We start from the raw sequence: 15,096 nt of genomic DNA on the forward strand, positions 1-15,096 counted from the left end.
TTAAAAAAGGGGCGAGGATCGTCGATCCTCGCCCCTTTTTCGCTGCGCTACCGCCGTATGAAGGCCGCAGCGCGAAATGGATGAGAGCCGCCCGGCGGCTTGTCAGGAACGCCTGGTGTTCCCTTCGGCCTGAATGGACGCCTGTAACGCGTCAGCGTCCCGACATGCCGATGCAACCTGCGTCGTGCGGCTGACCGCAGTCGCGAGCACGCTGGCGCTGTTTGAACGAACCGGCGCGCTCATGGCGAAAAATGCAGCGGAGACCATCAAAAAGGTCTGAATGTTACGAGTGTTCATGCGTACTCCTTTTCTGACTGCCTGTTGTCCTGAAGCCCTACCGTGTGTAGAGCATTGCGCAGACCGTGCACAGGTGGGCTGTTAGACCGACATTTCAAGACCAGTTCCGCCAATGAGAAGCTTTTACAGCTTGTTACAGCGTCCGGTCTGAAGTCGCGGTCAGCGTGGAACACCGTGTGAAACATACGCGCCCGCCTGACGCCAACAGGTATCCGTCGCGCCATGCGACGGGTTTTCACCAGTGCTAACATCGGTGAAAAACCGTCAATATGGCGACCCCGGCCGAAGCATTCACAAGATGCCGAGGCACAGAAGTTTTGGCGATCCCAAACTGAGTGGAGGAGTACACATAATGAATGCCCCGTTAGACGCTGGTCAGCGAGCCTCGCTCGAAGCCGCTCTATCTTCCGTCACACTCGACGACAAATACACGCTCGAACGCGGCCGCGCTTACATGAGCGGCATCCAGGCGCTGGTGCGTCTGCCGATGCTGCAGCAGGAACGCGACAAGGCCGTCGGGCTCAATACCGCCGGATTCATCTCCGGCTATCGCGGCTCACCGCTTGGCGGATTCGACCTGTCGTTGTGGAAGGCGAAGCAGCACCTCGCCGCGCACCAGATCGTATTCCAGCCGGGCGTCAACGAAGATCTCGCCGCCACCGCCGTGTGGGGCTCGCAACAGGTCAACCTCTACCCTAGCGCGAAATACGACGGCGTATTTTCGATGTGGTACGGCAAGGGCCCGGGTGTCGATCGCACCGGCGACGTGTTCAAGCATGCGAATTCGGCGGGCTCGTCGCCACATGGAGGCGTCCTCGTGCTCGCCGGCGACGATCACGCGGCGAAATCCTCGACGCTTGCCCACCAGTCCGAACACATTTTCAAGGCGTGCGGCATTCCGGTGCTGTTCCCGTCAAACGTGCAGGAATATCTCGACTTCGGCCTGCACGGCTGGGCAATGAGCCGTTACTCCGGCCTGTGGGTCGCGCTCAAGTGCGTGACCGATGTGGTCGAGTCGTCGGCCTCGGTTGATATCGATCCGCATCGCACCCAGATCGTCCTGCCGACTGACTTCACCATGCCCGAAGGCGGCCTCAACATCCGCTGGCCGGATCCGCCGCTCGTACAGGAAGCGCGTCTGCTCGATTACAAGTGGTACGCCGCGCTCGCCTACGTGCGCGCGAACAAGCTCGATCGTGTCGAGATCGACTCGCCGCACGCCCGCTTCGGCATCATCACGGGGGGCAAGGCCTATCTCGACGTACGTCAGGCGCTGACGGATCTCGGCCTCGATGACGAAACCTGTTCGCGCATCGGCATCCGTCTGTACAAGGTCGGCTGCGTATGGCCGCTCGAAGCGCAAGGCGCGCACGCATTTGCGCGCGGCCTCGAAGAGATTCTGGTGGTCGAGGAAAAGCGGCAGATCCTCGAATACGCGATCAAGGAAGAGCTGTACAACTGGCCGGATGGCCAGCGTCCGCGCGTCTACGGCAAGTTCGACGAAAAGGACGGTGCAGGTGGCGAATGGTCGGTGCCGATGGGCAACTGGCTGCTGCCCGCGCACTATGAACTGTCGCCGGCGATCATCGCGAAGGCAATCGCCACGCGGCTCGACAAGCTCGACCTGCCATCGGATGTGCGCGCGCGCATCGCGACGCGCATCGCCGTGATCGAAGCAAAGGAGCGCTCGCTCGCGAAGCCGCGTGTGGAAGCGGAGCGCAAACCATGGTTCTGCTCCGGCTGCCCGCACAATACGTCGACGAACGTGCCGGAAGGTTCGCGTGCGATGGCGGGCATTGGTTGCCACTACATGACCGTGTGGATGGACCGTAACACGAGCACGTTCAGCCAGATGGGCGGTGAAGGTGTCGCGTGGGTCGGCCAGGCACCGTTCACGAACGACAAACATGTGTTCGCCAACCTCGGCGACGGCACGTACTTCCACTCCGGCCTGCTCGCCATTCGCGCGGCGATCGCGTCGAAGGCGAACATCACCTACAAGATTCTCTACAACGATGCGGTCGCGATGACGGGCGGCCAGCCGGTCGACGGCGTGCTGACCGTGCCGCAGATCACGCACCAGCTCGCCTCCGAAGGCGCGGCGAAGATCGTGATCGTCACCGATGAACCGGAGAAATACCACGGTTCGACGCAACTCGCGCCCGGCGTGACGATCCATCACCGGGACCAGCTCGACGAGATCCAGCGTGAGCTTCGCGAGATCGCGGGCACGTCGATCCTGATCTACGAGCAGACCTGCGCGACCGAAAAACGTCGCCGCCGCAAACGCGGCACCTATCCGGATCCGGCAAAACGCGTCGTGATCAACGAAGCGGTATGCGAAGGTTGCGGCGACTGCTCCGTGCAGTCGAACTGTCTGTCGGTCGAGCCGCTGGAAACGGAATACGGCACGAAGCGGCAGATCAACCAGTCGACCTGCAACAAAGACTTCTCGTGCCTGAAGGGCTTTTGCCCGAGCTTCGTCTCTGTGGAAGGCGGGCAGTTGCGCAAGCCGAAGGTGTCGGGCGTGGCGGGCGATGCCATGCCGCCCGTGCCGGAACCGGAGATTCCCACGCTAGCCAAACCGTATGGCGTGCTGGTGACGGGCGTCGGCGGCACGGGTGTCGTCACGATCGGCGCTCTGCTTGGCATGGCCGCGCACCTGGAGAGCAAGGGTGTGACGGTGCTCGACGTGACCGGCCTCGCGCAGAAAGGCGGCGCCGTGATGAGTCATGTGCAGATCGCGAACCACCCCGCCGACATCCATGCCACCCGCATCGCGATGGGCGAAGCGAGCCTCGTGATCGGCTGCGACGCGATCGTTACCGCCAGCGACGAATGCATGTCACGGATGCAGGCCGACCGGACGCGCGTCGTGCTGAACAGCGCGCCGACGCCGACCGCCGAGTTCATCAAGAACCCGAACTGGCGCTTCCCGGGCCTCAGTTCCGAAGCGGACGTGCGTGCAGCGGCGGGCAACGATGGCGTCGACACGGTCGATGCCAACCACTTCGCCGTCGCGCTGCTCGGCGACGCGATCTACACGAACCCGTTCGTGCTTGGCTACGCCTGGCAACGCGGCTGGGTGCCGTTGACACATGAGTCGCTCATGCGCGCGATCGAACTCAACGCAGTTCAGGTCGAAAAGAACCGCTCGGCGTTCGAATGGGGCCGCCGTGCGGCACACGATCTCGCAGCAGTACGCAAGCTCGCGCAATCTGCCGGTCAAGGCGACACGCCCGAATCGGCGGCAGCTGGCAAGATCATCTCGCTGCACACGCCGAAGGCGCTCGACACGCTGATCGACAGGCGTGCGGCCTACCTCACCGCGTATCAAAACAATGCCTACGCGGCGCGCTATCGCAAGCTGGTGGCGGACGTGCGCGCGGCGGAAGCGGCGCTCGATGGCGGCGATGGCCAGATGCCGCTCACCGAGGCGGTCGCAAAGAACCTGCACAAGCTGATGGCGTACAAGGACGAATACGAAGTGGCGCGTCTTTACGCCGATCCCGCGTTCATTGAAAAAGTGAAGGCGAATTTCGAGGGCGACTGGAAGCTCAAGCTGTATCTCGCGCCGCCGGCGTTCTCGAAGAAGGACGCCCACGGTCATCTGGTGAAAAAGCAATACGGCCCGTGGGTGTTCAAGGCGATGCACGTGCTGGCGAAACTCAGGTTCCTGCGCGGCACGGCGCTCGATCCGTTCGGCAAGACAGAGGAACGCCGGACGGAACGCGAACTGATCGGCGAATATGAAGCGCTGGTGCGGGAACTGATCAGCGGCTTGACGGCCGGCAAGCGGGCACTCGCGGTTGAGCTTGCAAGTCTGCCCGACGGCATTCGCGGATACGGCCACGTCAAGGAAAACAACCTGAAGGGCGTACGGACGAAATGGTCCGCGTTGCTCGCGAAATGGCGAGCGCCCGAAGGCGGCGCCGCGAGGCACGTCGCTTGATGCAGCCCGGCGCCGGAAAAGCTCGACGTAAATAAAAGGGCACGACGCAAAAACGTCGTGCCCTTTAAAAAACCCTCCCCAGCTTGCCTGTGAGCCCTGCACTCTTTCGGGTGCGGGGCTTCTTTCTTCAGCCGGCCGACCGGAGCGTGCCGCTTTAACGCGCCGCCGCAGCTCTATTGACGTTCGCGTTCGCCGAAGCCACCGCCGTCATGTTGATGATCCGGCGCACCGTCGCCGCCGACGTCAGGATGTGCACCGGTTTTTCCGCGCCGAGCAGGAACGGACCGACCGTCACGCCTTCGCCGCCGATCATCTTCAGCAGGTTGTACGCGATGTTCGCTGCTTCGACGTTCGGCATGATCAGCAGGTTCGCTTCACCAGAAAGGGTCGTGCCCGGGAACGCCGCCTTGCGCACCACTTCCGACAGCGCCGCGTCGCCGTGCATTTCACCATCGATTTCCAGATGCGGCGCACGCTGGACGATCAGCTTGCGCGCTGCCGCCATGCGTTCCGATGACGCCGACGGCACACTGCCGAAGTTCGAATTCGACAGCAGCGCGACCTTCGGCGTGATGCCGAATTTCTCGATTTCGCCTGCGGCCAGCATCGTCATGTCGGCGAGCTGTTCGGCAGTCGGGGTCTCGTTCACGTACGTATCGCAGATGAACAGGTTGCGGCCTGGCAGCATCAGCAGGTTCATCGCCGCGAAGTTATCGACGTCCTTGGCCTTGCCCAGGACCTGTTCGATGAACTTCAGATGCGTGTTGTACTGGCCGATCATCCCGCAGATCATGCCGTCCGCTTCGCCAAGGCGAACCAGGATCGAGCCGATCAGCGTGTTGAACTTGCGCAGCGCCGCCTTGGCGACTTCCGGCGTGACGCCTTCGCGCGCGCCGATCTCGTGATACGTCTGCCAGCACTGCTGATAGCGCGGATCATCTTCCGGATTGACGATCACGAAGTCTTCGCCGCACTTAAGCTTCGAGCCCATCTTCTTCAGACGCATCTCGATCACGGACGGCCGGCCGATCAGGATCGGCTTCGCGATCTTCTCGAGCAGCACGAACTGCGCCGCACGCAGCACACGCTCGTCTTCGCCTTCCGCGAACACGATGCGCGCCGGCTGCGACTTCGCAGCTGCAAACACCGGACGCATCACCATGCCCGTGCGATACACCGTCGCGCCGAGTTCTTCGCGGTACGCGTCCATGTCCTTGATCGGACGGGTCGCGACGCCCGAGTCCATCGCAGCCTTCGCCACCGCCGGCGCAATCTTGATGATGAGACGCGGATCGAACGGCTTCGGAATCAAATACTCCGGACCGAATTCGAGCGAATGGCCTTCGTATGCCTTCGCAACTTCATCGCCCTGGTCGGTTTCTTCGGCCAGCTCGGCGATCGCGCGCACACACGCAAGCTTCATTTCCTCGGTGATTGTCGTCGCGCCGACATCCAGCGCGCCGCGGAAGATGAACGGGAAACACAGCACGTTGTTGACCTGGTTCGGATAGTCCGAACGGCCAGTTGCGATGATGCAATCAGGGCGCACCTTCTTCGCTTCTTCCGGGCGGATTTCCGGATCCGGGTTGGCGAGCGCGAGGATCAGCGGCTGCGTGCCCATTTCCGCGACCATCTCCGGCTTCAGCACGCCGGCGCTGGAACAGCCGAGGAACACGTCCGCGCCGCGGATTGCGTCGGCGAGCGTGCGATGTTCGGTGTTGGCCGCGTAGCGTTCCTTCGACGGATCGAGGTTGCCGCGGCCTTCGTAAATGACGCCCTTCGAATCGGCGACGAGAATATTCTTCTTCGACAGCCCGAGGTTCACGAGCAGGTCCAGACAGGCAATCGCCGCCGCGCCCGCGCCGGAGCAGACCAGCTTCACTTCGCCGAGCTTCTTGCCCACCACTTTCAGGCCGTTCAGGATCGCCGCCGACGCGATGATCGCGGTGCCGTGCTGGTCATCGTGAAAGACCGGAATCTTCATGCGCTCGCGCAGCTTCTTCTCGATATAGAAGCATTCGGGCGCCTTGATGTCTTCGAGGTTGATGCCGCCGAGAGTGGGCTCGAGCATCGCGATCGCTTCGACGAGCTTGTCCGGATCGGACTCGCTGAGCTCGATGTCGAACACATCGATGCCTGCGAACTTCTTGAACAGACAGCCCTTGCCTTCCATTACCGGCTTGGCTGCGAGCGGCCCAATGTTACCGAGACCCAGCACCGCGGTGCCGTTCGTGATCACACCCACCAGGTTGCCGCGCGACGTGTACTTCTGCGCGTCGAGCGGCTCATCGAAGATAGCCATACACGCGGCCGCGACGCCCGGCGAATACGCCAGCGACAGGTCGAGCTGATTCGAAAGCGGCTTGGTCGGGGTGACCGAAATCTTGCCGGGTTTCGGATTCTGGTGATATGCGAGAGCGCTTTGCTTAAGTTGTTCGTCCATTTTCTGGCCTGCGAGACGTTGGTAATTGGGCCGGATACGCTACACCGTGAACATCGCTCGCCTGGATCGAATGGGTAATCGACAGCGGCAGTTTCACACGCGCCGGTTGGGCGCGGCGTCGAACCTGAGCAGAGGGCAAGACGGCGTAGAGCGTTTCGCGGGTCGATTAGTGTACACCCCGCGCGAGTCGTTACGCGTGGGGGTAAACACAGCTAACCATAGGCGAAACACGGACTGGGAAAGGCGCCAGCATGCTGCGGCGCGGCACCCCCATTGCGGGATCGGACGCCTGAAGCGCGTCAGTCGAGCGCCGCCCCGCGACGCTCAGGGATCAGAAAAAGGGTGGCCAGAATGTCGAGTACGTAGATCGATGCAAGCACACCAAGTGCCGCGCCAAACGAGAACCTGGCGGCCAGCGCGCCGACCGCTACAGGCCCGAATCCACCCACCGCGCGGCCGATATTGAAGAGCACGTTCTGCGCCGTCGCACGCGCTTCTGTCGGATAGAGTTCCGAGATCAACGCGCCGTAACCGCCGATCATGCCGTTGACGAACACGCCCATCACCGCGCCGCCGATCAACAGCGCGAACGGCGTGGCGAGATGGGCGTAGACGAACACCATGACGACCGCGCCCGCCTGATAGAACAGGAACGCTGGCTTGCGGCCAAAGCGGTCGGCAGCAATACCGAACAGCCAGATGCCGAGCCCCATCCCCACGACGGTCGCAGCCGTCCAGAGACCCGACCTGGTCAGCGAATAACCGAACGTCTTCGATAGATAGCTCGGCAGCCAGATCATCAGCCCGTAGTAGCCGAAGTTCTGCACGGAACAGAGAATCGTGACTCCCAGGCTCGCGCGAGCGGTGCGTGCGTCGGCGATCAGCAGTTTCAGCGGCAGGCTGCGGTTTCGACCGGCAACTGCATGCACCACGCGCTCGTTGAAAATCGCCGGCTCCTCGACGCGCCGGCGCACGACAAACGACACAATCGCAGGCAACAGGCCGAGCGCGAACATGCCGCGCCAGCCGATGACCGGCAACAGAAGCGGTGTCAGCAGCGCTGCGGCGAGCACGCCCAGCTGCCAGCCCAGTCCGACATACGACGACACGCGCGCCCGTTGTGACGCCGGCCACGCTTCGGCCACGAGCGTCATGCCGATGCCGAACTCGCCGCCGAGGCCGATCCCGGCGACCGTCCGGTACACGAGCAGGTCGGTATAGCCTTGCGCGAGCGCGCAAAGACCGGTGAACACCGCGAAGATCAGGATGGTCCATGAAAGCATGCGTACGCGACCAAAGTAGTCGCTGAGCAAGCCGAAGACGATCCCGCCTGCAACCGCGCCGATCAGCGTCCAGGTAACGAGCGAGCCTGCCTGCGTCGATGAAAGGTTCAGGTCGGCGGCGATCACCGGCAGCATGAAACCGAGGATCAGCAGGTCGAAGCCATCCATCGCGTAACCGAGCAGCGACGCAAGCAGCGCGCGGCCGGCGTAGCCGCGCCGTTCGGTCGTCGTGGAGACAGGGGAAGAAGAAGCGACGTTCATTGGGCGTTCTCGTCAAACAGGCAAAGACAGACTTGCGGCCGGAAGGACCGCAAATCCGGTCGCGCTGGCCCCGGCCGCAACGCAGCCGCGCCCACAGCTTCGGCGCAGAGGAGAATCACGCGGCCAAACAGGAAAATCGCGTGAGTGTAAAGGCGGCCCCTGCCGGTCACAAGCTGGCCAAAAAGCCAGGATATGCGACGAAAGCCGCCTCGGTACGCGCTGGAATTCCCGGAACGCGATCCTGCGTCCCGGGACTCCTCGGAACGGCCCGGATCGGGTAAAATATTCGGCTACGCGCGCAGCAAACCGGCCTGTTCCAACTACCCGGCTGCGTATTTCGTGAGTGACGAGTCGTGAGTGACGAGTCGTACGCGGTGAGTTGTCCGTGACGCGCCGCCCGTCAAGGCATGAAATACCCCGCTTGCTGTGCCACCGGGCCGTGCGCCCGCCCTCCCCGCTCACACCCAAGGATCCGCCCATGACAGGCTTCGATCGCCAGACGATCTCCGACACGACCGCCAAAATGCTGCTCGAAGTGCAGGCTGTGCACTTCAACGCGGAAAAACCGTACATCTTCACGTCCGGCTGGGCGAGCCCGGTCTACATCGACTGCCGCAAGCTGATTTCGTATCCGCGCGTGCGCCGTGGTCTGATGGAGATGGCCGAAGCGACCATTCTGCGCGATGTCGGTTACGAGCAGATCGACGCCGTTGCGGGTGGTGAAACCGCTGGTATCCCGTTCGCCGCGTGGCTGTCCGACCGTCTGATGGTGCCGATGCAGTACGTGCGCAAGAAGCCGAAGGGTTTCGGCCGCAACGCTCAGATCGAAGGCCTGTTGACCGAAGGGCAGCGCGTCCTGCTGGTCGAAGACCTGACCACCGACAGCCGCAGCAAAATCAACTTCATCAACGCGCTGCGCACGGCAGGCGCCCAGGTGAACCATTGCTTCGTGCTGTTTCACTACAACATTTTCAAGGAAAGCGTGTCGGTGCTGAAAGACATCGACGTTGACCTGCACGCGCTTGCCACGTGGTGGGATGTGTTGCGCGTCGCGAAGGAATCCGGCTACTTCGAGACGAAGACGCTCGAAGAAGTCGAGAAATTCCTCCACGCACCGGCTGAATGGTCCGCCGCGCATGGTGGCGCGACGGCTGCTCCGCAGTAAGCGCCTCACCGCTTCGGGCCGGTCGGGGCCACCCCTCACCGGCATGAAGAAACAAAAAAGCTACAAGAAAGCCGCCTGTCTTGCAGACAGGCGGCTTTTTTTATCCGACGCGCAATACCGCGGGACCTACAACGCTTCGTCGTGCTCGTCCGGCGTGTAGGACGACAGATTCATCAAGCCGTTGCTTTGCGCATATTGAAACAGTTCCGAATCGCGCTCGATGCTCAACTTGCGCATCGCCGTATTTTTCTGCGTGCTGATCGTCTTGATACTGCGGCTCAACTGTTCAGAAATTTCCTTGATCGTCATACCGGACACGAACAGCCTCACCACCTCCAGTTCCCGCCGCGACAGCATGACTTCCGTCGTTTTGCCGCTGGCGTTGATGCGCAACGATTCAAGCGATGCCCGCACCGAAGGGCTCATGTATTCCTGCTTGCGGCTGACGTGTTGCACAGCGAATCCGATGTGGCCCAGATCATCCGACTTGTTCACCACCGACTCCACACCGAGTTCGCTCAGCCGCTTGAGCAGTGCGGCGTTCTCGAGCATGGTCAGCACGACGATTGGCAGCGTGGGGAAATTACGGCGCAGGTACCCGATCAGCGGCAGGCCGTCGCCGAACTGGCCGCCCGGCATGGCGAGGTCGGTAATAAGGACGTCGCAGGACACACTGTGCAGAATCCTGATCAGTTCCGTCGATTGCCGCGCACGCGCGACCACCTGAATGTCCGGGAATTTGAGCAATGCGTTTTCGGCACCGAACAGGATGACGGGATGATCATCGGCCACGACGACTCTGGTTTGTTCCTGCATTACGCTCCTTTCGACTGACACTCGACGCCGATTTACCGGTCATTTCACGTGCTCTTGATTGGTTAGGGTTGCTTGCGATTCTGTCGGCGGCGCAATTCGTCTGAATATAGCCGATTTCCTTGCCCGGCGGCCCTTTAGGGGAATGAATCGCCACAAAGAAACAGGATATTGGACTTGAACCGACGTCAGGGCACAAAATAGGGACAATCATCCTCGTGACGGCGACCATGTCGCTACCCTGACAGGAGAACCGGTACATGCGCTCGCGTTGCCTCGTGGTATCGCCTGCTTCGCTCCGCCCCCGTCTGTCGTCGTTCGCGCTGGCGATGTCCAGCATTGCACTCGTCATTTCCCCCGGCCTGCACGCGCGCGCCGAAGGCACATTCGGACTGGCCAGCACCAGTTTCCATGACGGCGGGACCGTCGCATTGGCTCAGGTATTCGACCAGGACTGCAAAGGGGGTAACCATTCGCCGCAACTGTCCTGGCACGACGCGCCCGTCGGCACGCGCAGCTTCGCCGTCACGATACTCGACCCGGATGCACCCGGTCGTGGCTGGTGGCACTGGGCAGTTGCAGGGATTCCATCCAGCGTCGACCGGTTGCCCGAGAACGCCAGCGCGTCGGGTTACCTTCAAAAGCTCGGCGCCGTTGAGGCACGCAACGACTTCGACACGGACGGCTACGGCGGCCCGTGTCCGCCAGCTGGCAAACCACACCACTATGTTGTGACTGTGTATGCGCTCAGCACCTCGAATCTGCGGCTCGCGCAGGGGCGGCCGCCACTGATGTTCGATCACGAGATTGGCACGGCGACGCTCGGCTTGGCAAAGATGGTTGTCACATATGGTCGGTAGTCCGTCCGTCTACCATAGAGACGCCGGCGGGCAGGCCTTGCGCACGAACGTCGCCCGCTGAGTCGCCGCACCGGATCGGGTCCGAAACAGCACGGATTGTCGCGGCAGGCGAAATTCAGTCATTCCCCGTAGCTATCCCGAAAACAGCGTCGCCGGAGAAGCGCGGTGGTCAAATATGATGCAATGCCCAACCGTCGAGCCCGCGCCAGCCGGTTGGGCGCACCATTCGACCCTCTCCAGGAGCTTACTCATGTCGAAGATCGTCATCGTGTATCACAGCGGTTATGGCCACACGAAGAAACTCGCCGAAGCCGTGCTCGCCGGTACCCTCGACGCCGGTGCGGACGCGCGGCTCATCGCTGTCGGCGATCTAGACGATGCCGGCTGGGCGGAACTGAACGCCGCCGATGGCATCATCTTCGGCGCCCCTACCTACATGGGCGGCCCGTCGGCCGACTTCAAGAAGTTCGCCGATGCCAGCTCTAAGCAGTGGTTCACGCAGGACTGGAAAGACAAGATCGCCGCAGGGTTCACGAACTCGGCGACGATGAACGGCGACAAGTTCTCGACGATCCAGTACTTCGTCACACTCGCAATGCAGCACAGCATGATCTGGGCAGGCACGGGCATGATGCCGGCTAACACCAAGGCAGCGACCCGCAACGATCTGAACTACGTTGGGGGCTTCACGGGGCTGCTGGCCCAGTCCCCGGCCGATGCGTCGCCGGAGGAAGCGCCGCCACAAGGCGACCTCGACACGGCAAAAGTGTTCGGCGCGCGCGTCGCCGCCGTCACCGCCCGCTGGACCGCCAATCGCTGATCCGGGCAGCGTGCCCCTGAGCGTTGTTCCTGGCAATGCGCTTGCAGATGGGCGCAGGGGCCGGGCCGACGCCGGCCTATGCGTATTCAATCGGTCATCATCGGCAGGCATCTCATCTGCAACGCCGTCATTCCGACGTCATTTACGCGGCGCAACGTCTTTTTTCACCGACGCTTGCGCACGCTCGCCGCCATACGGTTTTAAAATGGCGTTCCGGCGCGCAAGGGCGCCCCCGTATTCCAGCAAGCCAGTGAGATCGAGATGAGCACGAAAGTATTTGTCGATGGACAGGAAGGCACGACCGGCCTGAAGATTTTTGAATACCTGTCGCAACGCGCCGACGTGGAGATCCTGCGTATCGAAGAAGCGAAGCGCAAGGACCTCGACGAGCGCCGTCGCCTCATCAATGCGTCGGACGTGACATTCCTGTGTTTGCCGGACGTGGCCTCGCGCGAATCGGCCTCGCTCGTCGATAACGATCGCACCGTGCTGATCGATGCGAGCACCGCGTTTCGCACCAGCGCCGACTGGGCCTATGGGCTGCCCGAACTGGCTCGCGCGCAGCGCGAGCGCCTGCGCACCGCGAAGCGGATTGCTGTGCCGGGCTGCCACGCGTCGGCGTTCGTGCTGGCGATGCGCCCGCTCGTCGATGCGGGTCTCGTCAGCGCCGATTTCGAGGCGCACAGCTATTCGATCACGGGCTACAGCGGCGGCGGCAAGAAAATGATCGCGGACTACGAAGCCGGCGGCAACGCAAAGCTCTCGAGCCCGCGTCCCTACGCGCTGGGCCTCACCCACAAGCATCTGCCGGAGATGGCGGCGCATACGGGGCTCAAGTCGGCACCGGTGTTCACGCCGATCGTCGGCAACTTCTACAAGGGCCTCGCCGTCACGACCTTCTTCTCGCCCGGGCAACTCGCACGCCAGGCGACGCCGCAGGACGTGCAGGCGCTCTTCGCCGAGTACTACGCCGGCGAGGCTTTCGTGCACGTCGCACCGTTCGATGCCGACGGCAACCTCGATAGCGGCTTCTTCGACGTGCAAGCGAACAACGACACGAACCGCGTCGATCTGTTCGTGTTCGGCAACGCGGATCGCTTTGTCACCGTCGCGCGACTCGACAACCTCGGCAAGGGTGCGTCGGGCGCAGCGATCCAATGCATGAACCTGGCGATCGGCGCCCCCGAAGAAAGCGGATTGAAACGCTGATTTCCTGCCAGGCGGGCGGCACATGCCGTCCCGCGTTTGGAACACCCCGGAGCCGGCTGTCTCGAAGCCGGCTTTTTTATTTCTTTCATTTGATTTACACGACTATCAATCCGGCAATTAATCAGTAATAGTTCGGATCACTGTTCTAGATCCCTCCATTCAATCGATCCGAATGCTGAGCGAAAGGCCGATCCCATCGGCACATACCTTGCAGTGTCATAGAGATTTTGACGCAGGTTTTGACGGAGAGCGGCGCGCGCCGCCGATCACCGGATATCAGGGGAAAGCGGGAGGGAAAGTTGAGGGCAAAAAAAAGCCCACCAACGAGGGCGGGCTTGAATCCATATCAGTGGAGACATGGAGGAGACAGGAGTAAATATAGCAAAGCATTTGATGCAATGCAACATCGCTACTAGAGTAAACACTCAGAGTTGCGTCCGAGCGACACTCAGGCGTCGGTCAAGGAAAGAACGAAGCGGAGTTCGTCAACGCTCACCGGCTTGACGAGATGGACGTCGAAGCCGGCCGCCAGCATCAGGTCCCGCTGCTGGGGCTGCCCCCAGCCGGTCAGCGCGATCAGAAGCAGGGGATGGCCTGCGCTGCGGGCGCGCAACTCGCGCCCAGTGCCGGAGATGTCCATACCTGGCATCCCGCACTCGACAATAACCACGTCTGGACTGTAGCGCGCGACGGCATCGAGTGTCTCTTCGCGGGTGCGCGCGGGCGCGACTTCGTAGCCCATGCCTTCAAGCAGATTCGCAAGACCGGTCAATGCTTCATCGTCATGATCGGCAAGCAGGATGCGCGTGCACATTGGTGCCTCCAGCGAGGTTTTGCGGCGTCATCGACTGTGCTGCGGCGTGATGTGCCCACTATTTGGGGGCGCCGTCGAGATTCGCACAGATTCGAGCCTCACTTATGTGCTTTGATTCGCATTTCAGCGATCAAATTTCATTCTTTAGATAAATCCGGTCACGCTTCTTGCAGTGCATCAGATGGCCCAGGCGGGATTTGCCTCAGCCGGGCGACCGGCGACACCCGCCTGCGGATTCTCCAGATGCATGGCGAGGCCGCTTTCGGCGAGCGCACCGCGCAGCAGGTCGGCGGCCCGCGTAAGCCGGCCCGGCAAGGAGCCGCGCACGAACAACACATCGACGCCGGTGCGGAAATTGGACACATCGACAGTCTGGAGCGCCTCGCGATGCGGCGAGCGCTCCAGCATTTCGGACGACACGAGGCCGACGCCGAGCCCGCGAACCCTGCGGTCAGTGCCGCACTAGCGCCATCATCGCGCCGAAGCCGACGAACACGCCGCCCGTCAGCCGGTTGAACGCCCGTGCTACATTGCGGCTCCTCAACCTGCCGCCGATGCGTGTGCCGAAGCCCGCGTAGACCAGATACCAGCTCACCTCGATCACCGCGAAAGTCGCGACGAGCATGCCAAACTGCGGCAGGGTCGGCCGGCTGGCATCGATAAACTGCGGCAGCAGCGCGGCGGCGAACAGGATCGCCTTCGGATTGCTGCCCGCGACCAGAAAGCCATTGCGGAACATCGACCACGCCGTGCGCGGACGTCCCGCCTTCGCGACGGCGCCCGCGTCGGTTTGCCCGGCAGCGGTCTCGTCGGCCGGGGCGCGCCATGCCTTGATGCCGAGATAGACCAGATACGCCGCGCCAATCAGCCGCAACGCGTTGAACATGGCCGGCCACGCTTCGAGAAAGACACCGAGCCCGGCCGCCGACACCGATAGCATCAGCACCAGCGCCGACAGACAGCCGGCCATCGTGGCGGCCGAACGGCGCAGACCGTGCTGCGCGCCGTGCGTCATCACGAGCAGCATATTCGGACCGGGGATGGCGGAAACGACGAAAACGGTGGCGACGAACAGCCACCAGGTATGCAGACTCATGACGAACGAAAACGGAAAACAAAAAGGGACGGCCATTATGCCTTCGACACGCGCACTTTTGCGAGGAATCAACGGTTTAGCCG

General features: G+C 62.2%; 12 protein-coding genes. 5 read left to right on the top strand and 7 right to left on the bottom strand.

Annotated features, from left to right (window positions below):
* Window positions 1–102 precede the first annotated feature (102 nt).
* Window positions 103–297 (bottom strand): hypothetical protein, encoded by a 195-nt coding sequence (locus tag B0G77_RS44105; protein WP_133661232.1) that lies wholly within the window; start codon window positions 295–297, stop codon window positions 103–105.
* Window positions 298–649: 352 nt separating this feature from the next.
* Here B0G77_RS44105 and B0G77_RS05730 point away from each other — a divergent pair, with 352 nt between their 5' ends.
* The gene (locus B0G77_RS05730) at window positions 650–4,249 is read left to right on the top strand and encodes an indolepyruvate ferredoxin oxidoreductase family protein (protein ID WP_133661233.1); all 3,600 of its coding nucleotides are present in this window, start codon (window positions 650–652) and stop codon (window positions 4,247–4,249) included.
* Between the two features lie 154 nt (window positions 4,250–4,403).
* Here the strand turns inward: B0G77_RS05730 and B0G77_RS05735 are convergent, their stop codons facing one another.
* Both B0G77_RS05735 and B0G77_RS05740 read right to left on the bottom strand, forming a co-directional pair.
* A complete protein-coding gene (locus B0G77_RS05735; RefSeq protein ID WP_133661234.1) occupies window positions 4,404–6,692 on the bottom strand; it encodes an NADP-dependent malic enzyme in 2,289 nt (762 codons plus the stop codon).
* Window positions 6,693–6,991: 299 nt separating this feature from the next.
* Entirely contained in the window at window positions 6,992–8,236 is a 1,245-nt protein-coding gene (locus B0G77_RS05740; protein WP_133661235.1) for an MFS transporter, read from the bottom strand.
* A 478-nt stretch (window positions 8,237–8,714) separates the two neighbouring features.
* Between B0G77_RS05740 and B0G77_RS05745 the strand changes: the two genes are divergently transcribed.
* Window positions 8,715–9,401, top strand: a complete 687-nt coding sequence (locus B0G77_RS05745; RefSeq protein WP_133661236.1) for an orotate phosphoribosyltransferase — start codon at window positions 8,715–8,717, stop codon at window positions 9,399–9,401.
* Window positions 9,402–9,527: 126 nt separating this feature from the next.
* Here the strand turns inward: B0G77_RS05745 and B0G77_RS05750 are convergent, their stop codons facing one another.
* Window positions 9,528–10,217, bottom strand: coding sequence for a response regulator (locus B0G77_RS05750; protein ID WP_133661237.1), 690 nt, complete (start codon window positions 10,215–10,217; stop codon window positions 9,528–9,530).
* A gap of 257 nt (window positions 10,218–10,474) precedes the next feature.
* Here B0G77_RS05750 and B0G77_RS05755 point away from each other — a divergent pair, with 257 nt between their 5' ends.
* The 3 genes from B0G77_RS05755 (at window position 10,475) to argC (ending at window position 13,103) form a co-directional block, all read left to right on the top strand.
* Entirely contained in the window at window positions 10,475–11,074 is a 600-nt protein-coding gene (locus B0G77_RS05755) for a YbhB/YbcL family Raf kinase inhibitor-like protein (RefSeq protein ID WP_133661238.1), read from the top strand.
* 250 nt (window positions 11,075–11,324) lie between these two features.
* On the top strand, window positions 11,325–11,894 hold the full coding sequence (locus tag B0G77_RS05760; RefSeq protein WP_133661239.1) for a flavodoxin family protein: 570 nt from the start codon (window positions 11,325–11,327) through the stop codon (window positions 11,892–11,894).
* A gap of 261 nt (window positions 11,895–12,155) precedes the next feature.
* Window positions 12,156–13,103, top strand: coding sequence for an N-acetyl-gamma-glutamyl-phosphate reductase (gene argC / locus B0G77_RS05765; protein WP_133661240.1), 948 nt, complete (start codon window positions 12,156–12,158; stop codon window positions 13,101–13,103).
* Between the two features lie 448 nt (window positions 13,104–13,551).
* Here the strand turns inward: argC and B0G77_RS05770 are convergent, their stop codons facing one another.
* From B0G77_RS05770 to B0G77_RS05780, 3 genes are all read right to left on the bottom strand, one after another.
* Window positions 13,552–13,917, bottom strand: coding sequence for a response regulator (locus tag B0G77_RS05770; RefSeq protein WP_133661241.1), 366 nt, complete (start codon window positions 13,915–13,917; stop codon window positions 13,552–13,554).
* 177 nt (window positions 13,918–14,094) lie between these two features.
* Window positions 14,095–14,337 carry a hypothetical protein gene (locus tag B0G77_RS05775; RefSeq protein WP_133661242.1) on the bottom strand — a complete coding sequence of 81 codons (243 nt, stop codon included), beginning with the start codon at window positions 14,335–14,337 and terminating at the stop codon, window positions 14,095–14,097.
* A gap of 31 nt (window positions 14,338–14,368) precedes the next feature.
* Window positions 14,369–15,013, bottom strand: a complete 645-nt coding sequence (locus B0G77_RS05780) for a LysE family translocator (RefSeq protein WP_133664045.1) — start codon at window positions 15,011–15,013, stop codon at window positions 14,369–14,371.
* Window positions 15,014–15,096: the final 83 nt, after the last annotated feature.

The sequence above is a fragment of the Paraburkholderia sp. BL10I2N1 genome (genome assembly GCF_004361815.1).
GTDB lineage: Bacteria > Pseudomonadota > Gammaproteobacteria > Burkholderiales > Burkholderiaceae > Paraburkholderia.